We start from the raw sequence: 21,206 nt of genomic DNA on the forward strand, positions 1-21,206 counted from the left end.
CCGTGCCGCGTCAGTCGCGCGGCAGTTCGCGGATTTCCACCGTCCCCCCTGCGTTCAGTACGGGGTTTCCGATTAACAATTTTTTAGCATCGTCTATACTTTCAGCTTGCACGCGTAGATAGCCTGACAAGTGTGGCGTGACCGCTCTGGCCTGGCCTGAGCGGTGCACGCAGATGCCGGGCCCGATGGAGCTGCCGCCGCAGAAGCGGCCGCTGGCCCTGAGCATGGCGAAGTAGTCTTCCCAGGCCGAGGTGGCGACGTCCATCGGTGTTTCCGTGTCGTCATGCATGAAGATGATGTAGTCATTCATCCTTTTTCTCCTGTGCCGCGTGATAAAAAGAGAGCTGAATCAAGTATCCCAAGCAATCGCGAGCGCATGGTTTTACCCTTACCGCGTCAGTCCGTAGAGACAAGCTGTCCGGCCATGTCATTTTTGGAGCGTACATCGTGCCGATAAAGTATGTTGATTTTTATGAGGTGAATTACACGGCAGAGCGCCTGCGGGGCTGCAAGCTGTGGGGCGCCTATGTCGCCATCTATGCCCCGTCGCCCAACCCCATGCACCGGGTGAACCTGGTGAAAAAGCGCAGGGTGGCGGCCGACCACCAGTTTACAACGGAAGCGGACGCCATGGCGGAAGCGGACGAGGCGGCCGTGAAGCTGGTCGAGCGGCGCCAGCGCCGCTATGTCTTCCACCCCTGACCTGGCTTGTTCAGGCGCAAGTTATTGCGAATGAGCACAGTCCTGGCGCCGGCTGGCCAGGCGCGCCAGCGAAGTTGCCCGTATTATGCAAGCTATCATGCAAGATATCGCCACGCCAGAGGACCGCCATGAAACGCCAGTTGCACCTGCTCGTCATCGACCCGCAAAACGATTTTTGCGACTTGCCCGCCACCTGGCTGCCGCCTGATGCGGCGCCGGCCCTGGCCGTGCCCGGCGCCCACGCCGACATGCTGCGCGTGGCGCAGCTGATCCGTGAAGGGGGCGGCGGTTTGACGCAGATCAGCATCACGCTCGATGCGCACCACCGCTACGACATCGCCCACCCCGCGTTCTGGCGCACGGGCGATGGCGGCCCGGTCGCGCCGTTCACGCAGATCAGCGCCCGGCAAGTGCGCGACCGCTTGTTCCTGCCCGCCGCCAGCGGCGCCTTGCCGCGCGCGCTGGCTTACCTCGATGCCTTGCAGCAGGCGGGGCGCTACCAGCTGATGGTGTGGCCCGTGCACTGCGAAATCGGCAGCTGGGGCCAGAATGTGCACGCGGCCGTGCGTGCCGCCTACAACGGCTGGGAAGTGGCAAATCTGCAAGTGGTCGCCAAGCTGAGCAAGGGTTCGAATCCCTGGACCGAGCATTACTCGGCCGTCATGGCCGAAGTGCCCGATGCGCAGGATGCGGCCACCCAGCTCAACCGCGCTTTCCTAGACACCTTGCTGCCGGCGCAGCAGATTTATGTCTGCGGCGAAGCGGGCAGCCACTGTGTCAAAGCCAGCACCGAGCAGCACATCGCCGACTACCTGCAAGCGCAGCAAGGCAAGGCGGCCCTGTCGCGCCTGGTGCTGCTGACGGACTGCATGAGCCCCGTCACGGGTTTTGAACGGCAACAGCACGAGTTTCTTGCTGCCATGCAAGAGCGCGGCGTAGGTCTGGCCACGGCTGCCGACGCCGTTCCCGAGCTGCTGGCCAACGCGGCTGCCTGAGCCACTGTTAATCGTGCCCTGCTGAAATGCTTGCGGTGGCGTACTATTCTGGCTTCAGGAAGTTGGAGAAAACACACATGACCCCGATAGTGCGCAGTTTGCTGGAAACCGATCTGTATAAATTTACAATGTGGCAAGCATTGCTGCACGGTCATCCGAATACCCATACCGAATACGAATTTGTCTGCCGTAATAAAACGGCGTTCCCGCTGGCCGAACTGAAGGTCGAGCTGGAAGAACAGCTCGACCATTTATGCTCGATGTCGTTTGCCGACGACGAGCTGGCCTATCTGCGCACCTTGCGCTTCATGAAGAGCGATTTCGTCGACTTTTTGACGGTGTTCCGCTTCCAGAGAAAATTCATCGAGGTCAGCACCGATGGCGACACCTTGCTGGTGCACGCGGCAGGGCCGCAGGTGCACGTGATGGGCTTCGAGATTTTCGTGCTGTACATCATCAACGAACTGTATTTCCGCCGCTTCGACCTCGATGCGGCCATGCGCGAAGGGCGCCACCGCCTGGGCTTGAAAGTGGCGGCCGTCAAGGAATTCGGTAAATTGCCGCGGCGCAAGCATCCATTTGAATTTTCCGACTTCGGCGTGCGCCGGCGTTTTTCCGGCGCCTGGCATGACGAGGTGGTGCAGCGGCTGGCGCGCGAAGTGCCCGAGTATTTCAAGGGCACGTCGAATGTCTACCTGGCGAAAAAGCTCGGTATCGTGCCGATCGGCACCATGGCGCATGAATACATGCAGTCGTTCCAGTCGTTCGGCGTGCGTCTGCGCGACTTCCAAAAAGGCGGCACTGGAAGACTGGGTGCAGGAGTACCGTGGCGACCTGGGCATCGCCCTGACGGACGTGGTCGGCATGGATGCCTTTCTGGCCGACTTCGACCTGTATTTCGCCAAGCTGTTCGATGGCTTGCGCCACGATTCGGGCGACCCCGTCGAGTGGGGCGAGAAGGCGCTGGCCCACTATGCGGCCTTGCGCATCGACGCCAATACCAAGCGCCTCGTGTTTTCCGACGGCCTGGACCTGGACAAGGCGTTTGCCCTGTACCAGCACTTCGCCGACCGCATCATGACGGGCTTTGGCATCGGCACCAATCTGACCAACGACGTGGGTTTGACGCCGCTCAATATCGTCATGAAACTGGTGCGCTGCAATGGCCAGTCCGTAGCGAAACTGTCGGATTCGCCGGGCAAGACGCTGTGCAAGGATGAAACCTTCCTCGCGTATTTGCGGCAAGTGTTCCACCACCCTGCGGCATGACGGCGGCAGGGCAGGCGCTGTCCGCTTAAAAACCCGTGACCACGGTATTCATGTGCTCGACCTGCGGCGGGGCGGCAAAGAATTCGCCGACCAGGCCGCGCCAGGCCTGGAAGTCTTCGCTGCCGCGGAAATGCACGGTATGGTCTTCCAGTGTCGTCCAGCCCACGACGAGGCGGTAGGCGTCGCCGTTTTCGATCGAGCGCTCCAGGCGCATCGATTCACAGCCGCGCGCGCGCCGGAACAGGGGCACGGCTTGCGTCACGGCCGCCTCGAAGGCTGCGTGCGTGGCCGATTTGATCTGGATATGGGCAATTTCATAAATCATGGCAAGTTCCACTGTGGAATGAAGGAACGCTGATCTTGCCATAGTTTGGCCGTGCAGGGGAGGGGTGTCAGCCCGCCAGCGCAGGCGTGCCGGTGCGCCGCCCGCCCGCGTGGCTGGCCGTGCGCTGTTCGATGTCGCAGCCATTGCATGCCTGCACGATGGCGTGCGCCCGTTCCCGTTCCTGCGGCGTGCTGACGGCGACGACGGGGCGGAACATGCCGCGCCACGCCGCCTTGCCCTGTACGGGGACGGCCTCGTCGTCGACCGTGTCGAGCTGCACGGCGTGCGGGGGGAAACCGTCGCCCAGCAGGGCGCTGCGGGCCTGCTGGGCATCGGCAAACTGGTCGAAGATACGGATCAGGGCCGGCGAAACAAGGGGGCTGGTGGAGGTGCTCATGGCCAGGCTTTCAAAGAGGGTCTTCCGGATTTGACCTGCGAGCCTTGAAATAATTCTGGCTCAGCCTCTAAATGCCTGCATTCGGTGGCAAAAGTTTGATAAATATCCAGTATGGCTGCCAAGTCGCGCTAAGATACGGCTTGCGGGATCAATCTTTCATAGGAGAACTAAATGGCAGCGAAGAAAATTCTGTTTTTGACCGGCGATTTTGCAGAAGATTATGAAACGATGGTGCCTTTCCAGGCCCTGCTGATGCTCGGTCATACCGTGCACGCGGTCTGCCCCGGCAAGAAAAGCGGCGAGACGATCAGACGGCCATCCACGATTTCGAGGGCGACCAGACCTATACGGAAAAACCGGGCCACTTGTTCACCCTGAATGCCAGCTTCGACGAGATCGACCCGGCCCACTATGACGCCGTGATGATCGCTGGCGGTCGCGCGCCCGAGTACCTGCGCCTGAACGAGAAAGTCATCGCCGCCGTGCGCCATTTCGCCGAGGCGGGCAAGCCTGTCGCGGCCGTCTGCCACGGCGCGCAATTGCTGGCCGCCGCCGACGTCATCCGCGGCAAGCGCATTTCCGCCTATCCCGCTTGCGCGCCGGAAGTGAAACTGGCGGGCGGCACGTATGCCGACATCGCTGTCACGGACGCCGTCACGGATGGCCAGTTCGTCACGGCGCCCGCCTGGCCCGCCCATCCGGCTTGGCTGGCGCAGTTCGTCAAGCTGCTCGGTACCGAGATCCATTTGTAACGATAGACTTGCCCGCCGCGCTGCACGCCAGCCTGGCGGGTGTTTCCCCTTTTTTGATTCGAGTTCTTCATGCATGCGCCGCGCAGTCAACCTTCCCGCAAACAACTTCCAGCGTCGCGCTGGCGCCAGCGCCGCCAGGCGCAAGCCGCATCGGGCCTGAGCGCCGCGCAGGAACGCCAACTGGCCACCCTGCATGACATTTCCACCCTGCTGGCGGGCCAGCACGCCATCGATGCCCTGTGCCGCGGCTTTTTGCGCCACGTGATGCAATTCGCGCAGGCCGAAGGCGGCACCGTGCGCATCCTTGATCCGCAACAAGATACCGTGCACATCATCGTGCACGAGGGCATTTCCGACGCCATGGTGGAAGAGGAACATTGCATCCGTAACAACGATTGCCTGTGCGGTGCGGCCGTGGCGCAGGGCGTGATCCAGATCCGCGATTTCCGCCAGGTCGATGCGCTGCAGCGCTTCCGCTGCCAGGACGAAGGTTTTATCGCCATCGCCGTCTTCCCCATCCTCGCGCGCGAGCAGGTGGTGGGCAGTTTTTCGCTGCACTTTGCGCGCCCGCAAGCGGCCCATGCGCAGCAGCAGGGCTGGCTGGAAACCCTGGGCCAGAGCCTGGGCATCGCCATCGAAAACCAGCGCCTGATCGCGCGCGAAAAGGAATTCGCCGTGGCGCGCGAACGCAGCCTGCTGGCCGAAGGCTTGCATGACAGCATCGCGCAAAGCCTGAACTTCATCAGCCTGCAAGTGCAGATGCTCGACGATTCCGTGCGCCGGGGCCAGCTCGACGAGGCGGCCGAAGTGTTGCCGCTGATGCGCATGGGCGTCGAGCAAAGCTACCAGGACGTGCGCGAATTGCTGGTCAATTTCCGCACGCGCTGGCATGGCAGCGACCTGGAAAGCAAACTGTCGGAAGTGCTGGCCAAGTTCGAGCTGCAGACGGGCGTCGTCGGCACGCTGGACATGAGCGGCAACGGCGCGCCGCTGGCGCCCGAGCAGCAATTGCAGATCCTGTTCATCGTGCAGGAAGCGCTGTCGAATATCCGCAAGCACGCGCAAGCGAGCAATGTGGCGCTGCGCGTGGAAAACGGACGCGATTTTGCGCTGCAGGTGCGCGACGATGGCGAAGGCTTTGCCGCCAACCTGCGCGACAAGAAAACGGAATTGCAGATCGGCTTGCGTATCATGCAGGAACGGGCCGAGCGGCTCGGTGCGCAATTTGCCATCGACAGCAGGCCCGGCGGCGGCACGACGATTTCGCTGGCCTTGCCGGCAGCCCGGCGCCAGGCCGCGTAACAGATGAATCATCCTTATCAGGCAACAAACATAGTGAACGCTCCAATCAAAATCCTGCTGGTCGACGACCACACCTTGCTGCGCAGCGGCGTCAAGCTGCTGCTGCAGCGCAATCCTCAATTCCAGGTGGTGGGCGAGGCATCGAACGGGCTCGACGGCGTGCGCCTGACGGCCGAACTGCGGCCCGACGTGGTGCTGATGGACTTGAACATGCCCGGCGTGACCGGCGTCGAAGCGCTGCAGCTGATTCTGCAGGACATGCCGCAGATGGTGGTGCTGATGCTGACCGTGTCGGAAAATGCGGCCGACCTGGGCGCGGCCCTGCGCGCGGGCGCGCGCGGCTATTTGCTGAAGAACATCGAGGCCGAGCAGCTGGGCCAGGCCATTTGCCGCGCCGCCGCCGGCGAATCCGTGATTGCCGACGCCATGACGGCCAAGCTGGTGTCGCAGTTCCGCGCGGGGCAGAACGCGCCCCAGGCCGATTACGACAAATTGACGCCGCGCGAACGCGAAGCCATGGCTTGCCTGGCTCAAGGGCTGAGCAACAAGGAAATCGCGCGCCAGCTCGATGTGGCCGAAAGCACGGTGAAAATCCACGTGCAAAACATCCTCAAAAAGCTCAAGCTGAGCAGCCGCGTGCAGATCGCCGTCTACGCGGTCGAGCGCGAATTCGGCAAATAAAGATCAAGCAAAGCGCAAATAGTGCGCAAGGAATGCGCGATTGTTTGATCTGCATGGCGTTACGGCCTAGACAACCCTAGTTCCTTTGACGTATGGCCTTGACCGTGCCTGCGCATTACACTCTTAGTCATTCGCTAATCTAATAAGAGAGTGTCATGCATAAGGTCAACGTCGATGGCTTGCTATCGAGCCAGGCTCTGTTCCGCCATATTTCCCCTTCGCAATTAGAGCAATTGCGCCAGGATGTCGTGCGCGTCGAAGTGGAAAAAGGCAAAGTGCTGTTCCGCAAGGGCGAAGTGGCGGAAGGCGCCTACGTGGTGGTCTTCGGCCTCGTCAAGCTGAGCGTGTTTTCCATGGAAGGAACCGACAAGGTTCTGGAACTGATCCGCCCGGGCCAGAGTTTCGGCGAAGCCATGATTTTCCTCGATGAACCGTATCCGTTCTGCGCCGAAGCGCTCGAGCACTGCCTGCTGCTGCGCATCCCGCCGCACGCGCTACTGCGCCTGCTGGACCAGTCGCCCCGCATCGCGCGCCAGATGATGAACAGCCTGTCGCACCACCTGATGGGTTTCATCCGCAACGTGGAACGCTGCTCCGTGCAGAACGCCACCCAGCGCGTGGTCGAGTATCTGCTGCAGGCATCGGATCAGCAGCGTTCGAACGAAGTCAAGCTGGACCTGAAGAAAAGTTTATTGGCATCGTTCCTGAACCTGGCGCCCGCCACCCTGTCGCGCGTGCTGCACCAGTTGACGGATTTGCATTTGATTAAAGTCAGCGGTTCGCTGATCCAGATCCAGCCGGATGCGCTGAAGACGTATCGCCACGGTTCCGCCACGGCCATGCTCAATTAAGTTTTTCAGCAGGCAAGGTCAGCCGCCAGAACAGCAGGGCGAGCAAGCTGACCGCCGCGCCCAGCGCGCATACCCCATGCCAGCCCGCCAGCGCATACACGCTGGTGGCGGCAATCGCCCCCACACCGCTTCCCACCGCATAAAACAGCATGTAGCACGCCACCAGGCGGCTGTGCGCGTCGCTGTCGTCCTTGAAGATCAGGCTCTGGTTCGTCACGTGGATGGCCTGGCCCGCCAGGTCCAGCGCGATGATGCCGATGACCAGGGGCCACAGGGCCGCGCCCGCAAAGCTGAGCGGCAGCCACGCGGCCAGCAGCAACAGCAGGGCCGCGCCCGTCGTCCACTGCGCGCGGCCCTGGTCCGCCATGGCGCCCGCACGCGCCGCGCCCAGGGCGCCGATCACGCCGACCAGGCCAAACGCGCCGATGGCCGCATGCGTATAGCCTTGCGCCGTCAGGGGCAGCACGAGGGCGCTCCAGAAAATATTGAAGACGGCAAACATCAGCAGGGCCAGCATGCCGCGCACGCGCAGCACCTTGTTGTGCAGCAGCATGTCCAGCATGGACGCGAGCAGGGCGCCGTAGGCCAGCTTTTGATCGGATGGCTGCGCCGGCGGCAGCTTGCGCCACAGCAGCAGCAACAGGGCGCAGGCGATGGCGGCCGAGACAAAATACACGGCGCGCCAGTCGGCGACATCTGCCACCACGCCGGACAGGGTGCGCGCCAGCAGCAAGCCGATCACCACGCCGCCCTGCGCCATGCCGACGACCCTGCCCCGTTCGTGGCTGGCCGCCGCGCTGGCCGCGTAGGCGATCAAGCCCTGCGTCATGGCCGTGCCCAGCAATCCCACCAGTAGCATGCCGCCCAGCAAGGCGGCCGTGGAACGGGCGCAGCCCAGCGCCGCCAGGGAAATGGCAAGCAAGCCCAGCTGGAACAGGGTCAGCCGGCGCCGGTTCAGCATGTCGCCCAGGGGCACGAGCAGCAGCAGGGCCAGCGCGCAGCCGAGTTGCGTGGCCGTGATGACCATGCCGCTGGCCGCTTCCGTCATGCCGAACTCGTGCGCCAGCGTGGCGAGCAAGGGCTGGGCGTAATACACATTGGCCACGCTGAGGCCGGCCGCACAGGCAAACAGCCAGACGAGAGGGGAAGGAAGTGCTGCTGTGATGGGGGTGGTCGTGTCGCGCATGGGCTTGCCTATAAGTGGTTGCAAATTAAAACTAGTTGGAGTCTACGGTGATTAGTTTTAAAATGCAACCACTCAATCCTGGAGCATGCCGATGGCCAAGCGCAAGAGCCTGAAAACCGACCCCTGTCCCGTGGCGCGCGCGCTCGACGCAATCGGCGAGCGCTGGTCGCTCTTGATCGTGCGCGACGCCTTCGACGGCATGCGCCGGTTCGGGGAATTCCAGAAAAGCCTGGGCGTGGCGAAGAACATCCTGGCCGACCGCCTGCACACCCTGGTGGAAGAGGGCATTTTTACCATTGCGCCCGCGTCGGACGGCACGGCCTACCAGGAATACGTGCTGACGGCCAAGGGGCTGGCCCTGTTTCCCGTCGTCGTCGGCTTGCGCCAGTGGAGCGAGGCGCAATTGTTTGAACCAGGCGAGGCGCACTCCACCTTGCTGCAGCGCGGGTCAGGCTTGCCCGTGCGCAGGCTGGACGTGCTGGCCGAGGATGGCCGTGTCCTGCAGGCGGGCGATACGGTGGTGCACAAGGTGGAGTCCAGGACATGAAGCGCGTGGCCGTCATCGGCGGCGGCATCACGGGCGTCACCACGGCATACGCGCTGGCGAAACGCGGCGTGCACGTGACCCTGATCGAGCGCCACCGCTATGCCGCCATGGAAACGTCGTATGCGAACGGCGGGCAATTGTCGGCCTCGCACGCGGAAGTGTGGAACCACAAGGCAACGATACTGAACGCCGTGAAATGGATGGCGCGGCGCGATGCGCCGCTGCTGCTGCATCCCTGGCCCAGTTGGCACAAGTTGAGCTGGTTTGCGGAGTTTCTCGCCGCCATGCCGGATTACGAGCGCAACACCATCGCCACGGCGCGCATGGCGATTGCCGCGCGCGCACACCTGTTTGCGTGGGCGGAGCAAGAAAACATTGATTTTGATCACCGGCGCGCCGGCATCCTGCACGTGTACCGCGACCAGCGCGGCTTCGAGCGGGCGGCCGGCGTGTCGCGCCTGCTGGCGCAGGCAGGGCTGGGCAGGGCTGGAGCGGCGCGCCGTGAGCTTGCTGGAAATGCGCGCCATCGAACCGGCGCTGCACGGCGACTTTTACGGCGGCTACTACACGGACAGCGATTCCACGGGCGACATCCACAAGTTCACCAGCGGCCTGGCCGATGCCTGCGCCCGCCTGGGCGTGGCCTGCCGCTACGGCGCGCAGGTGACGGCGCTGGCGCGCGAGCATGGCCAGGTGCGCATCAGCGTGGGTGAGAGCGTGGGCGAGGATAGCAGCGTGTTCGACGCCGTCGTCATCTGCGCGGGCACGGCCAGCCGCGCCATGGCGGCCATGCTGGGCGACCATGTGAATGTGTATCCCGTGAAAGGCTATTCGATTACCGTGCAGCTCGATGACGCCGCCAGCCGGGCGGGCGCGCCGCAGGTCAGCCTGCTCGACGACGCCACCAAGCTGGTCAGCAGCCGCCTGGGCGAAGACCGGTTGCGGGTGGCGGGCACGGCCGAGTTCAACGGCGTCAATGACGACATCCGCGCCGACCGCATCCGCCCGCTATTGCAGTGGGTCGAGCAGTGCTTTCCTGAAGTCAATACGCGCAAGGTGATCCCCTGGGCGGGCCTGCGCCCCATGCTGCCCGCCATGCTGCCGAAAGTGGGGCCGGGCAAGGCGCCGGGCGTCTACTACAACACGGGCCACGGCCACCTGGGCTGGACCCTGGCGGCCGCCACGGCGGAGATGGTGGCAGAGGTGGTGGACAAGGCGGCTGCTTAGTTCTTCGGCAGCAGATCGCTGAGCGCGGCGCGGCCCTTGACGGTGAGGAAGGGGCCGACCTTGCTGTAGGGCATTAAAAAATCGTTTTCGCAGCCGCTGCCGTTCGAGTCTTCCCAGAACGACACCCCTTCGGGTTTCAAGGACAGGTGGAAGCGGCCGCGGCCGTCGTAATCCGTGCCCTTGCACTCGGCGTCGATTGTCACATCCTTGAAGAGGGCCTGGCGCAATCGGTCCGGCAATTCGGCCTTGTCGTCGCCATCGCTGGCGCTGGCGCCAAACCAGTTCCACACGTCCGTTTCCTGGCCCGTTTTCACGTCCCAGGTGCGGAAGCGGATGGAAATGCCGCTGGCGCCATAGCCGGCCGCCCAGCGGTAGAATTTGACCGTCACCCAGCGCGGCGACCAGTAGGTGGGCTCCGCATACACTTCGTCTTCCGTCGTGAAACCGTTGCGGCCCAGGTATTCGCGGCGCGTGGCATAGAAATCGGCCAGGTCCTTCTTGTTCTTCGCCAGCACGGCGCGCAGCTGCGCGTTGATTTTTGCGATGCCGTCGCCAGGCGCCATCAATTCCACGGTGATGGTGTCGCCCACTTGCAGGTTGCGGTATTGCTTGCCTTCGAAGGCGATCGGTTTGCTCGTCTTGGTATTGGGAAAATCTTCCAGCGCCAGGTTGTAGGCATCGCTGGCGCAGGACGGATGCTCGCGGTCGCCCGCTGCTTCCAGCAGGGTCAAGGCCAGGGGGAGGGTCTTGCCGCTTTTCGGCTCCGTCCACGTGCCGGACAGCTTGTTGCCTTGCGGCGCGTTGAGGCGCCACGTGCCCGTCGTGTCGCCCTTGGCGTCGGATTCGCTCCACTCGCTCTTGCCGTTCGCCATGGACAGCATGATCGGCGTCTTGTAGCGCGTGTAGTAGTAATTGCCGCTGCGGTCAGACCCTTGCGTGGGGCTGGGCTGGTTGAAGCAGGCGACGATATTCGCCTTGCCCAGGGTGCCCTGCCACACGCCTTGCACGGGCGTATCGCCAGCCATGGCGATATGGCAGGCGGGCAGGGTCAGGCAGGCAAACAGAAAGCGGCGCATCGGTGGTTCCTCTCGTGGGCGAAGGCCGATTCTACATGGCCCCGCCCACGAGATGCCACACGTCAACTTATTTGGCCGGACGCTCCTGCGCCACCACGGCCATCGCCGCGCCCAGGTACTGCAGCATGGCGGCGTCGACGAAGCTGCCTTGCATCAAGCGCGGTTCCTGCTGGTGCGCCTGGCGGAACTTCAGCTGCGTGGCCGGGTCCGTGCCGGCATACGAGCGGAACAGATCCAGCCACTGCCGCGCCAGCTGCAGCACGGCCGGGTCCGTGGGCGGCGTGCGCGCATCGATGGCGGCGCGCACGGCGGCGATCAGGGCCGGCCACTCGCCCGAGCGCCTGCCGTAGTTGGCGAGTAAATACGCATATTCCTGCTCATCGAGGAAAGGTCGATACAGCGCAATGCGCGAAGCGTTGAAGGCGGCGATGATGAACTGCATCAGTTCCGCATCGATGCTGGTGGTAGCCTGCATGGATGGCTCCTGCTCGTGCATGCTGTTCAGGCGCGCGAACAAGCCCGGGTGGGCGCCCGTGTCGCGCACCAGCTTGACCATCCATTCCGTGGCCAGCGCTTGCGCCTGCGCATCGCCGGGGCCCGCGCCCGCGTCCCTGGCGGCGCGCACGCGCGTCACCAGTGCCTTCCATTCCTGTTCCACGGCGCTATCTGTCAGCAGCGGCATCCGTTGCAGTTCTTCCTCGGTAAAATATTTGTCGTACATGGTCATCAACTCCATTGTGGTGAGCCACTCGGCCAGTTCCGGTGCCTGCCCCTGGGCCAGTTGCGCCTGCAAGGTGCGCAGGCGTTCGCGCAGGGTGGAAGCCTGCGCGATCTGGCGTTCCAGCATGGCGATCTGCTGCGCCACGATGGCGCTCAAGGGCAGGTCCGGGCCGGCGAGTGCGTTGGCGATATCGGCCAGCGACAGCCCGAACTTGCGCAGCGCCATGATCCGGTGCAGCCGGTCCATGTCGCCGTGCTGGTACAGGCGGTAGCCAGCTTGCGTGCGCGCCGAAGGCGAGAGCAGGCCGATGCTGTCGTAGTGGTGCAGGGTGCGGATGCTCAAGCCTGTCATCCTGGCCAGTTCACCGATTTTTAACAGCATCGTTTGCTCCTTTCTTGTTGCGTACAGACAGGTTCGATCCTGACGCTACGTCAGGGTCAAGCAATATTTTCAGCTGATCGTCAGCCGTTGCCGCAATTCCTGCAGCAGGGTGCCCGTCTTTGGCGTCAGCTGGCGCGCCAGCGGCCACGCCAGGTACAGGGGCAGGCCCGGCGTGGCCAGTTCCGGCAGCACTGCCACGATGGCGCCCGTGGCCAGGTAGTCTTCCACCAGCCAGGTGGCCAGCTGGGCCACGCCCAGGCCCGCCAGCACGGCGGCCGTGCGCGCCTCCGCGTCGCCCACCGTCATGCGGGGAGACGCCAGGCGGTATTCCAGCTGGCCTCCCTTGTCCCCGTCCGGGAACAGCCACGGCATGGGCGAACCGTCGCCACGCCCGTAGGCGATGCAGTCGTGGCCATCCAGATCCGCGATGGACGCGGGCGTGCCGCGCCGCGCCAGGTAGCCGGGCGCCGCGCACAGGATCAGGTGTTCGTCGCCCAGGTGCATCTGCCCCAGCGCGGCGGGCCAGTGCGAAGGCGCGCCGATGCGCACGGCGATATCGATGCGCTCCTCGAACAGGTCGACGAAGCGGTCGCTGAAAGGCGATGGCCGGCTGCAGGCGCGGATATTTTTCGCACAGACCGATCAGCGCCGGCATCACGCGCAGCCGGCCATACGCGGCGGGCACGCCGATGCGCACCTGGCCCGCCAGTTCCGCCGCATGGTCGCCCAGCACGTCTTCCGCATCCGCCAGTTCCTGCAGCACGCGCTTGCAGGTGGCGTAGTAGGCGCGGCCCGCGTTGCTCAGTGTCAGGCGGCGCGTGCTGCGCTGGAACAGCAGCACGCCCAGCCGTTCCTCCAGCCGCGCCACGCTCTTGCTGACGGCCGAGCTGCTCAGGTGCAGGCGCTCGGCCGCCTTCGTAAAACTGCCCGCGTCGGCCGTGGCGAGGAAGGGCGTAAGGCCCTTCAGATGTTCTGATGAAAACATGATCCGCGAATTTTATTCATGAATAGGGTGAAATAGTATCGCGGATAAGAATTTGCGTCGCGGATATGATGGATTTTTCTTTCGGAGCTACTCTCATGCAAAAACACGCCCTCATCATCGGCGCCAGCGGCGTCATCGGCAGCAATCTGGCCACGCATCTGCTCGGCGAAGGCTGGCAGGTGACGGGCGTCTCGCGCGGACGCACGCCCGTTCCCGCCGGCTGCACGGCCCTGCAATTGGATGCGACGGACGGCGCCGCCGTCGCCGCCGCGCTGGCGGGCTTCGACGCCAGCCACGTCTTTTTTACAGCCTGGGCGCGCCAGGAAAATGAACAGGAAAACATCCGCGTCAACGGCGCCATGGTGGCCAACGTGCTGGCCGCGCTGGGGCCGAACGGCCATTTGCGCCACGCGGCCCTGGTGACGGGCCTCAAGCATTACCTGGGTCCGTTCGATGCCTATGGACAGGGCGCCGTGCCCGTCACGCCGTTCCGCGAAGAGCAGGGCCGCCAGCCTGTCGAGAATTTTTATTACGCGCAGGAAGACCGCCTGTTTGACGCGGCCGCGCAGTACGGCTTCACGTGGAGCGTGCACCGCCCGCACACCATCATCGGCTATGCGCTGGGCAATGCCATGAACATGGGCCTGACCCTGGCCGTGTACGCGAATTTATGCAAGGCCGGCGGCCAGCCCTTCGTCTTTCCCGGTTCGTCCGCGCAGTGGCACGGCCTGTCCGACATGACGGATGCGGGCCAGATCGCGCGCCACCTGGCGTGGGCGGCCGACAGCCCTTGCGCGCGCAACGAAGATTTTAATATCGTCAATGGCGACGTGTTCCGCTGGAAGTGGCTGTGGCCGCGCCTGGCCGCGTATTTCGGCATCGAAGCGGCGGACTTGCCGGAAACGATGGCGCCGCTGGCCGGCCGCATGCACGACGCGCCCGCGCAATGGCGTGAGATTGCCGGGCAGCATGGACTGGCGGAGCTTGACGTCGGCCGCCTGGCCTCGTGGTGGCATACGGATGCCGACCTGGGCCGGCCGATGGAAGTGATGACGGACATGGGCAAGAGCCGCAAGGCGGGCTTCCTCGACTACCAGGACACGCACGATGCCTTCATCAAACTGTTCGAGCGCCTGAAGGCGCAGCGCATCATTCCGCGCTGACGCTGTCCGCCGCGGCCGGTGGCGGCATTGCAGCCGCTGCCGCATTCGCCGCATTTTGCTTGTGCCGCTGCGCCCGCTGCCATTCCAGGCCCGGGCGGTCGACGCGGAATTGCAGCAGCCGGCCTTGCACCACTTCCGTCACGTAGGCCGTGCGGCCATCGGGGCCGCCAAAGGTGATGTTACTGGGCTTGGCGCCGGGCACGCTGATTTCGCGCAAGATGCGCCCTTGCGGCGACAATTTCACCACCGTGCCCTTGCCGTAGCGCGTCACATAGAGGTTGCCGTCGACGTCCACGCGCATGCCGTCCATGCCGAAATCGTCGAACTTGATCAGCAAGCGCTTGCCGCTCAGGCTGCCATCGGCGGCGATGTCATACATCCAGATATTGCGCTGCACGCTTTCATTCACGTACAGAATCTTGCCGTCGGGACTGACTTCGATGCCGTTGGCCGTGCCCATGGTGTCGAGCGCCAGGGTTACCGTGCCGTCCTGCGCGATGCGCCACACGCGGCCCGTGTTTTCCTTCCAGTTCGGGTCGCTCGCATACAGCACGTCGTCGGCCGTGATGGCGATGTCGTTCGGCTGCGTCATGCGCGGCTCGCGCGCGTGGATGGCGAGCGCGCGCGTGGCCGGGTCGACCAGGTAAATCGTGTGTTCCATGTAGTCGGCCAAATACATCTGGCCACGGCTGCCGAAGCGGATGCCGTTGGCGATGCTGGTGCCGGGCAGGGTCAGGTACACCTCGCCAGTGCCGCCGGGGCTGACCATGCCGATGGTTTGCTGGCGCGCAAAGTTGACGGCATAGATATTGCCATCCGCATCCACTGCCGGGCCTTCGATGCCCTTGGTAAAGGAATGCGCGGGCGTGAAGGTGGTGGCGAGGAACAGCGTTTCGTGCGCGGGCGGGCTGGCGCAGGCGGACAGGCTGGCCAGCGCGGCGGCCAGCACGGCGGCGCGCAGCGACGCCAGGGCGTTTCGGGAATCGGGCATCAAGGTTCTCTGTATGGCAACGGTGGCGTATGTTACCCGACGCGCAGCAAGCGGGGCGCCAAGCTAGGCGGCCACGACGACGAGGTCGGGGAAATCGTCCTGCCAGCCGTCCCATTCGTCTTGCAGATGGGCGTGCATGCCGGCCCGGTCTTGCGCCAGATCAAACGCGTCCGCGCTGGCCAGCAGAAAATGGGCAATGGCGCGCAGGGTGGCCGGGTCGGCCTGGATGGTCACGTCGGAGCAGGGCAGCGGACGTTCGGCGGCCTCGTCTTGCAGATAGCAGTGCAGCGATAAATGTGTGGTCATGAGCTTCAGTTGTTGATGTAGGCGCCCAGCATGGCGTGTGCGTTCAGTGCGGCGCGGGCCGCTTTCAGTTCCCCCGGCTGCAGGTACCAGAAGATCCAGCCGGCATGCTCTTCACAGCGGCCATGGGCTTGCATCGCAGCGCGCAGCGCTTGCCGGCGCTCGGGCGGCAGCGCATCCAGTTTGGCTTGCGTGAAACCATTGATCGGATAGACATCGCGCAGGTGCGCATCTTGCAACCCGCGCCGTTTGATGGCGGCCCAGTTATTTGCGGGGCAAGGCGTGCCAAAGGTCATCGGATGGGCCTCATCGAGCTGCCGGTAGCCGAGTGCGTAGCCGGTGCCATAGCCCTGCGTTTCAGCGTAGCAGTACACATATTCGCAATGCTCAAACAGGCCGGGTATGGCCCGCGCACCGTCGAACAGCGGCGCCAGCGCAAGCTTGCTGGCGCGTATGGACAGAACCAGCTCCGAGTCCGATGAATACATGGCCTGCGCGTCGCAGTTGACGGCCTCGTAAGCTTCGTCGGGCGGTACGAGACGCGGCGAAAGCAGTCCGATGCTGTTGGTCTCTGGCGCGAACAGCATCTTCTCGTAATTTCGCTGTGAGAACTTGACGATTTTGCCGCGCTTGTTGCCGTAGCGCTCGACGGGTTCGCCGATGTGCGCGAACCAGGCAAACAGCTGGGCGCTGGCCGCAGCGGCAATGAAGGGGGTATTTTTCTTGAATTCGCCTACGAGGAAGTGATATTGGTCCATATGTCGTTATTAGGGGGGGGCAACGCGCATGATGCCATGCGCGGGCACCTGGCGCCAGCGCGCGCACCGCAGCGATGGCGCCGGATGGGAGCGATAGAAAAAGATGCACGGCAGGACTGCGCAACGGCCCGCTTGAGGCGTATGATGGAAATACGGATGTGGTTGCCGCAAGGCAGTGCGACCGGCACGCGCCAGCACGTCCTGCAGGTTTTTTTTCGTGGTTTTGGCAGCAGTAACAACGAGGAGACATCATGGACAAACCCGAATTCATCCTGGCCGCCAAGGCCATGGAAACCCTTGAGATGTATCAAACGTTCTACGGCCATTCACAGGAATACCAGGCGCACCAGCAGGAAGTGCTGAAACTGCTGCGCCACAAGGGCGCTTCCCTTGGTGTCCGAACATGGCCCGGCGAAGTTTTTATTGGCGTTTGCCGATGCGCTGGAAGTGGCGGGCTTGCCGGGCGAGTATGTGCCGTTGAGCCGAAGGTAGGGGGCGCGGGAGCCTGGCTGTTTAATGGCTGCCAGGCTGTATGGGCGCTAGCAAATCGAGCCACCTATGCTTTTGCCATTGCGCAAGTTAAAGCCGAAGTAGCACCTATAGCCGTCATGATCCCGGACACAGGAAACATTTTCCTTATCGCGCTGCCGATAGCCTTTCTCCAAACTGCAGCGTTCTTTCGAATCCGGAGCCATGGAGTCAAACATTTCCTTGGCAACGGCCCCCGTGACCATGAAAGAAATCTTGCGGTCATGCGGTGTGGGAGGCTGTTGCTCGCCCAAGGTGTTCGAATAAATCAGATAAGAACCCTTGAACTGTTTGTCTGCGCCCCAGTCGCTGTTGCCACCTGCATAGACCGGTGAAAACAGGGTGAGGGCGCTCAGCGCCATAGGCCATAGTGTTTTCATATCAGGCTCTCAGTTCCAGATGAAAGTGATGGTCGTGATTTTTGAATGGCGTCACGAATGGAATGTGGGTATCGTTAAACAGCACCCTGCGCACGCTGGCATGGGCACGAAAAAGTGCGATGAGCTTCGCCGTCGCGGCTTGATCGTAGTCTCTGTCATACCAATAAACAGGGAGTTGAAGGCCGTCCTTGCGCAGCGGGCGAATGTCCACCTCCAAGCCGGATTTGTGGGTTGAGTGCTGGCCATAGGCGGTTCCGTTAGCCAGACTGATGTTGCCAATGCCAAATTGCCGGTTATCGATCGCTACGTAATAGTCTGCATCTTCCGGTGCCTGCGGCAGGATGAAGAATCCACGCTTGTCCCTGGGCTGAACTTCGAGCATGGTCGACTCCGCTAGGCGCAACGGTGGGGGAACTGGCATTGTTTCGCATTCCGCTTCATATAGGATTGCGCTTCCGCAAACAATTGCGGGCTGGAACAGGAGTCAACGCCGCCATGGCGGAAAGAACACCTTGCCCGGCCAGTGTTGCGGTAACTTTTTTATATCTTTTGTGACGATGTGTGAGTATGTTGCTGCCTATTTGGTGCACACTTTGCCGGATATCAAACCGGGAGTTAATCCATGACCAGGTCACGCAGCTTGCCGCCACGCCTGTTGGGTGCCGGTTTCGGGGATTCTCTTTGTTGCCGCTGGCAATCTTCTTTGTCGTGCTGGTGTGCCTGTCGCTCCTGGCGATCCAGTTATGGATGACCTTGCGCGCGCGGGAAGTGCAGCTCAATGAAGCGGCCCGTGAAAGCGCCAATCTGGCGCAATCCGTTGCGCAGCATGCCTATGACACCATCAAGGAAGCCGATACGGTGCTGGTCGGACTGGTGGAGCGGGTGGAGACAGATGGTGTCTCCGACCTTGAACTGGAGCGTATCCATAAATTGCTGGTCACCCGTGTCGGCGAGCTGCCGCAGCTGCACGGCATCTTCATTTATGCCAAGGATGGCAGCTGGCTGGTGAACTCCCAGAAAACGCTGTTGAGCCATCTGAATAATTCCGATCGGGATTATTTCAACTACCACCGAACGCATGATGACCGCGGGCCTTATGTCGGCCCGCCCGTGCGCAGCAAATCGACCGGGGACTGGATCGTTACGGTATCGCGGCGTATCAATATGCCGGACGGCAGTTTCGGCGGCGTGGCGCTGGCGACCATCGATATGCATTATTTCAGGCAGTTTTACGAACGTTTTTCGATAGGAGAAAAAGGCGCCATTTTCATTGCGAATGGAAAAGGCATTCTTTTATTGCGAAGGCCGTTCGATGAAAGCATGCTGGGGCGCGATCTTTCGCAGTTTCCTTTATTTCATGATTATTTGCCCAAGAGTCCCGTTGGCACGGCCGTGATCAAGTCGCGGGTCGATGGTGTAACGCGTATCAACAGCTACCGAAGAATCGAGGAATACCCGCTGGTGGTCTCTGCCGCCTTGTCGCAGGAAGAAGTGCTCGCCGAGTGGCGTCTCGACATGATTTTGCAAAACGCGGTGGGTGGCGTACTGGTACTGCTGATTGCCTTCATCGGTTACCGCGTGGTGCGGCAAATCGATTTGCGGGTCAAGAGCGAGGCGGGTTTGCTGGAGGCGCGTAACGAGCTGGAGTTGATCAATGAAACCCTGGCCCGCCTTGCCAACCAGGATGGGTTGACGGGACTGGCGAACCGGCGCCACTTCGACCAGTCGCTGCTTGCCGAATTCAGCCGTGCGCAGCGTGAAGGCAGCGCCATGGGACTGGTGTTGATCGATGTCGATTTCTTTAAGCAATACAACGATATCTATGGCCATGTGGCCGGCGACGAGTGCCTGAGAAAAATTGGCAAGGTGGTGGCCTACAGCATGCGCCGGCCGGGAGACCTTGCTGCGCGTTATGGCGGCGAGGAAATGGTCGTTTTATTGCCCGGCACGGATATGGCCGGCGCCTTGGCGGTGGCGGAAGGGCGTGCGCGATGCCGTGCAATCGCTGGGAATCGAGCATCGGGGCAATCCTCCTGGCGTGGTGACGGCCAGCGTCGGCGTGGCGGCGTTTATGCCGACGCATCTGGAAAACCAGGCAGTCGAGCTGCTTGAGTTCGCTGACAAGGCCCTGTACAAGGCCAAGGCAGCCGGCAGAAACCGGGTCTGCTTTGAATCTTCCTTTGAAAGTGCGGTGCAGGCTGTGACTGTTTTGGCGTTTCGATAGCAATTTTGAAGGGGCGGGGCCGGCGTGGGCTGTGCGCTGCGTCCTCGGTGGCGCGTGCGCCCGCCGTGTCCATGTACAATCGGCAACATCCGGATCGACGTATCCACCCCTCATCGCGGAGTGCCCACTAGCGTGACACAAACATTGCAAACCTGGCTGCTGGCCTGGCGCGAAGCCTTTACGTGCATCGGCCTGGGATTGCGCGATGCGCGTCATGCGGGGCTGTGGTGGCGCTCCGCGCTGTGGTGCATGGCGGTCGTGGCGTTGTGGCTGGGGCTGTATAGCTGTTTCGGCCGTTTTTTTGTCGAGCTGAGCGCCATGCTGGCGCTGGTGTCCGTTACCGGCCTGCTGGGCCTGGGCGTGATGGATGGCGTCGGGACACTCGCCAACGGGCCTGCCACGCTCTCGCAGATGGGCAATATCGCCGGCAGCCTGGGCAGCGCCGCCCAAGCCCTGTTGTCGATCGGCCAGATCGCCCTGGCCTTGCTGGCGCTGGCCACCTTGTTCTATGTCATGGTCTTTATTGTCGGCGCCATCGGCACGGCGCGCTTGCCGCTGCGCTGGTTCTTGCTGGAGCGCGCCAAGGCGGTGGCGGCGCGCCGCTATGCCGGCCGGCAAGCGCCGGCAAGCCTGGCGCTGTCCGCCGCACGCCCGGCCTGGTGGCGCCGCCTGTTGCTGCTGCTCTCCCTGCTGATCCCCGTGTGGGCCATGTGCGTGCTGATTGCTTGCCTGCTGGCCTGGAACGTGCAGGCGATCTATGGCGCGGCGGCAAAGGATGTGCTCGATGAGCAACAGCAAGCGGTGTTGCGCCGCGCCCAGCATCCGGCGATCTTTGCCCTGGGACTGCTGCTGTGTTTGCTGATGCTCGTGCCGGTCCTCAATTTATTGTTGCCAGGCTTGCTGTGCAGCAGCGTTTGCCATTTGCAGCGCCGCGGCTGGCGCGCCACGGGAACGTCAATCACAGTGGAGTGAACAAGGAGTGAACATGAGTGAACACGCAAGACGCGGCAGCCTGGAGCGCGCCATTCAAATCGCCGCCGCCACCCATGCCGGCCAGACGGACAAGGGCGGCGCGCCCTACATACTGCACCCCTTGCGCGTAATGCTGCGCGTCGCCCCCGGCGCCCAGCAGATCGTTGCCGTGCTGCATGACGTGGTGGAAGACAGCGACGGTAAAGTCACCTTCGAGGACCTGGCGCGCGAAGGATTTTCCCAGGAAGTCATCGACGGCGTGCGCGCCGTGACCAAGGTCGAGGGCGAGTCGTACGAGGACTTCATCGCCCGCGCGGCCTTGAACCCGGTCGGCAAGGCCGTCAAGCTGGCTGATCTGGCGGAAAACAGCGACTTGTCGAGGATAGGGGCGCCGACGCGGAAGGATCTGGAGAGGATAGAGAAATATCGGCGGGCGATCGGGTATTTGCGGAGGGATGTTTCTTAATTTCAAGGTGGGCGGCGCGTCTTT

Annotated in this window: 23 protein-coding genes and 4 pseudogenes; 16 read left to right on the plus strand and 11 right to left on the minus strand. The window is 62.8% G+C overall.

The annotated features are described in order from the left end of the window. Positions 1-10: 10 nt before the first annotated feature. Positions 11-310, minus strand: coding sequence for a YciI family protein (locus tag ACQVLG_RS14420; RefSeq protein ID WP_230538565.1), 300 nt, complete (start codon positions 308-310; stop codon positions 11-13). A gap of 137 nt (positions 311-447) precedes the next feature. Between ACQVLG_RS14420 and ACQVLG_RS14425 the strand changes: the two genes are divergently transcribed. The 3 genes and pseudogenes from ACQVLG_RS14425 to pncB all read left to right on the plus strand — a co-directional run bounded on the left by ACQVLG_RS14425 (position 448) and on the right by pncB (position 2,966). Next, positions 448-702 carry a hypothetical protein gene (locus tag ACQVLG_RS14425; protein ID WP_230538564.1) on the plus strand — a complete coding sequence of 85 codons (255 nt, stop codon included), beginning with the start codon at positions 448-450 and terminating at the stop codon, positions 700-702. A gap of 128 nt (positions 703-830) precedes the next feature. After that, the gene (locus ACQVLG_RS14430; RefSeq protein ID WP_474295258.1) at positions 831-1,697 is read left to right on the plus strand and encodes a cysteine hydrolase family protein; all 867 of its coding nucleotides are present in this window, start codon (positions 831-833) and stop codon (positions 1,695-1,697) included. Positions 1,698-1,774: 77 nt separating this feature from the next. After that, positions 1,775-2,966 (plus strand): annotated as a pseudogene (gene pncB / locus ACQVLG_RS14435) (nicotinate phosphoribosyltransferase). Between the two features lie 25 nt (positions 2,967-2,991). Here the strand turns inward: pncB and ACQVLG_RS14440 are convergent. Then, positions 2,992-3,291, minus strand: a complete 300-nt coding sequence (locus ACQVLG_RS14440) for an antibiotic biosynthesis monooxygenase family protein (protein WP_230538561.1) — start codon at positions 3,289-3,291, stop codon at positions 2,992-2,994. Between the two features lie 67 nt (positions 3,292-3,358). Further along, entirely contained in the window at positions 3,359-3,688 is a 330-nt protein-coding gene (locus ACQVLG_RS14445) for a hypothetical protein (protein WP_474295260.1), read from the minus strand. A gap of 171 nt (positions 3,689-3,859) precedes the next feature. On the opposite strand from ACQVLG_RS14445, the pseudogene ACQVLG_RS14450 reads away from it, so the two are divergent. The 4 genes and pseudogenes from ACQVLG_RS14450 to ACQVLG_RS14465 all read left to right on the plus strand — a co-directional run bounded on the left by ACQVLG_RS14450 (position 3,860) and on the right by ACQVLG_RS14465 (position 7,274). Beyond that, positions 3,860-4,440, plus strand: a pseudogene (locus ACQVLG_RS14450) (DJ-1/PfpI family protein). A 69-nt stretch (positions 4,441-4,509) separates the two neighbouring features. Further along, positions 4,510-5,742: a GAF domain-containing sensor histidine kinase gene (locus ACQVLG_RS14455; RefSeq protein ID WP_230538558.1), complete on the plus strand. Its 1,233-nt coding sequence runs from the start codon at positions 4,510-4,512 to the stop codon at positions 5,740-5,742. Between the two features lie 3 nt (positions 5,743-5,745). Continuing rightward, positions 5,746-6,423, plus strand: coding sequence for a response regulator (locus ACQVLG_RS14460; protein WP_442908025.1), 678 nt, complete (start codon positions 5,746-5,748; stop codon positions 6,421-6,423). A 155-nt stretch (positions 6,424-6,578) separates the two neighbouring features. Further along, positions 6,579-7,274 carry a Crp/Fnr family transcriptional regulator gene (locus ACQVLG_RS14465; protein ID WP_034759676.1) on the plus strand — a complete coding sequence of 232 codons (696 nt, stop codon included), beginning with the start codon at positions 6,579-6,581 and terminating at the stop codon, positions 7,272-7,274. Here the strand turns inward: ACQVLG_RS14465 and ACQVLG_RS14470 are convergent. Continuing rightward, positions 7,267-8,460 (minus strand): MFS transporter, encoded by a 1,194-nt coding sequence (locus tag ACQVLG_RS14470; protein ID WP_474295262.1) that lies wholly within the window; start codon positions 8,458-8,460, stop codon positions 7,267-7,269. The two genes, ACQVLG_RS14465 and ACQVLG_RS14470, sit on opposite strands and share 8 nt — an antisense overlap. Before the next feature lie 91 nt (positions 8,461-8,551). Here ACQVLG_RS14470 and ACQVLG_RS14475 point away from each other — a divergent pair, with 91 nt between their 5' ends. From ACQVLG_RS14475 to ACQVLG_RS14485, 3 genes and pseudogenes are all read left to right on the plus strand, one after another. After that, a complete protein-coding gene (locus ACQVLG_RS14475) occupies positions 8,552-9,007 on the plus strand; it encodes a winged helix-turn-helix transcriptional regulator (RefSeq protein ID WP_474295264.1) in 456 nt (151 codons plus the stop codon). Then, a pseudogene (locus ACQVLG_RS14480) lies at positions 9,004-9,360 on the plus strand (FAD-dependent oxidoreductase); the annotation flags it as partial. The gene ACQVLG_RS14475 and the pseudogene ACQVLG_RS14480, both read left to right, overlap by 4 nt. Positions 9,361-9,508: 148 nt before the next feature. Next, positions 9,509-10,234 carry an FAD-dependent oxidoreductase gene (locus tag ACQVLG_RS14485; protein ID WP_474295266.1) on the plus strand — a complete coding sequence of 242 codons (726 nt, stop codon included), beginning with the start codon at positions 9,509-9,511 and terminating at the stop codon, positions 10,232-10,234. Here the strand turns inward: ACQVLG_RS14485 and ACQVLG_RS14490 are convergent. The 3 genes and pseudogenes from ACQVLG_RS14490 to ACQVLG_RS14500 form a co-directional block, all read right to left on the minus strand. Next, a complete protein-coding gene (locus tag ACQVLG_RS14490; protein WP_474295268.1) occupies positions 10,231-11,310 on the minus strand; it encodes a hypothetical protein in 1,080 nt (359 codons plus the stop codon). The two genes, ACQVLG_RS14485 and ACQVLG_RS14490, sit on opposite strands and share 4 nt — an antisense overlap. Positions 11,311-11,377: 67 nt before the next feature. Next, a complete protein-coding gene (locus tag ACQVLG_RS14495; protein WP_474295270.1) occupies positions 11,378-12,412 on the minus strand; it encodes a MerR family transcriptional regulator in 1,035 nt (344 codons plus the stop codon). 69 nt (positions 12,413-12,481) lie between these two features. Beyond that, positions 12,482-13,397 (minus strand): annotated as a pseudogene (locus ACQVLG_RS14500) (LysR family transcriptional regulator). 95 nt (positions 13,398-13,492) lie between these two features. Here ACQVLG_RS14500 and ACQVLG_RS14505 point away from each other — a divergent pair. Next, positions 13,493-14,560 (plus strand): SDR family oxidoreductase, encoded by a 1,068-nt coding sequence (locus ACQVLG_RS14505; RefSeq protein WP_474295272.1) that lies wholly within the window; start codon positions 13,493-13,495, stop codon positions 14,558-14,560. Here the strand turns inward: ACQVLG_RS14505 and ACQVLG_RS14510 are convergent. The 3 genes from ACQVLG_RS14510 to ACQVLG_RS14520 all read right to left on the minus strand — a co-directional run bounded on the left by ACQVLG_RS14510 (position 14,547) and on the right by ACQVLG_RS14520 (position 16,612). Continuing rightward, positions 14,547-15,551 carry an SMP-30/gluconolactonase/LRE family protein gene (locus ACQVLG_RS14510; protein WP_474295273.1) on the minus strand — a complete coding sequence of 335 codons (1,005 nt, stop codon included), beginning with the start codon at positions 15,549-15,551 and terminating at the stop codon, positions 14,547-14,549. The two genes, ACQVLG_RS14505 and ACQVLG_RS14510, sit on opposite strands and share 14 nt — an antisense overlap. A 63-nt stretch (positions 15,552-15,614) precedes the next feature. Next, complete coding sequence (locus ACQVLG_RS14515; RefSeq protein WP_474295274.1) at positions 15,615-15,857, minus strand: Imm32 family immunity protein; 243 nt, start codon at positions 15,855-15,857, stop codon at positions 15,615-15,617. A gap of 5 nt (positions 15,858-15,862) precedes the next feature. Next, entirely contained in the window at positions 15,863-16,612 is a 750-nt protein-coding gene (locus ACQVLG_RS14520; protein WP_474295276.1) for a hypothetical protein, read from the minus strand. A 251-nt stretch (positions 16,613-16,863) separates the two neighbouring features. Here ACQVLG_RS14520 and ACQVLG_RS14525 point away from each other — a divergent pair, with 251 nt between their 5' ends. Next, a complete protein-coding gene (locus ACQVLG_RS14525) occupies positions 16,864-17,475 on the plus strand; it encodes a hypothetical protein (protein ID WP_474295277.1) in 612 nt (203 codons plus the stop codon). A 46-nt stretch (positions 17,476-17,521) separates the two neighbouring features. Here the strand turns inward: ACQVLG_RS14525 and ACQVLG_RS14530 are convergent, their stop codons facing one another. Next, a complete protein-coding gene (locus ACQVLG_RS14530) occupies positions 17,522-17,902 on the minus strand; it encodes a hypothetical protein (RefSeq protein WP_474295279.1) in 381 nt (126 codons plus the stop codon). Between the two features lie 302 nt (positions 17,903-18,204). Between ACQVLG_RS14530 and ACQVLG_RS14535 the strand changes: the two genes are divergently transcribed. The 4 genes from ACQVLG_RS14535 (at position 18,205) to ACQVLG_RS14550 (ending at position 21,182) form a co-directional block, all read left to right on the plus strand. Further along, positions 18,205-19,632: a sensor domain-containing diguanylate cyclase gene (locus tag ACQVLG_RS14535; protein WP_474295280.1), complete on the plus strand. Its 1,428-nt coding sequence runs from the start codon at positions 18,205-18,207 to the stop codon at positions 19,630-19,632. Then, the gene (locus tag ACQVLG_RS14540) at positions 19,562-19,744 is read left to right on the plus strand and encodes a diguanylate cyclase domain-containing protein (RefSeq protein ID WP_474295282.1); all 183 of its coding nucleotides are present in this window, start codon (positions 19,562-19,564) and stop codon (positions 19,742-19,744) included. Before ACQVLG_RS14535 ends, ACQVLG_RS14540 begins: the two co-directional genes overlap by 71 nt. Before the next feature lie 132 nt (positions 19,745-19,876). Beyond that, the gene (locus tag ACQVLG_RS14545) at positions 19,877-20,716 is read left to right on the plus strand and encodes a hypothetical protein (protein ID WP_474295284.1); all 840 of its coding nucleotides are present in this window, start codon (positions 19,877-19,879) and stop codon (positions 20,714-20,716) included. A 13-nt stretch (positions 20,717-20,729) separates the two neighbouring features. After that, on the plus strand, positions 20,730-21,182 hold the full coding sequence (locus ACQVLG_RS14550) for a GTP pyrophosphokinase (RefSeq protein ID WP_474295286.1): 453 nt from the start codon (positions 20,730-20,732) through the stop codon (positions 21,180-21,182). Positions 21,183-21,206: the final 24 nt, after the last annotated feature.

Source organism: Janthinobacterium sp. TPC_1, assembly GCF_056037845.1.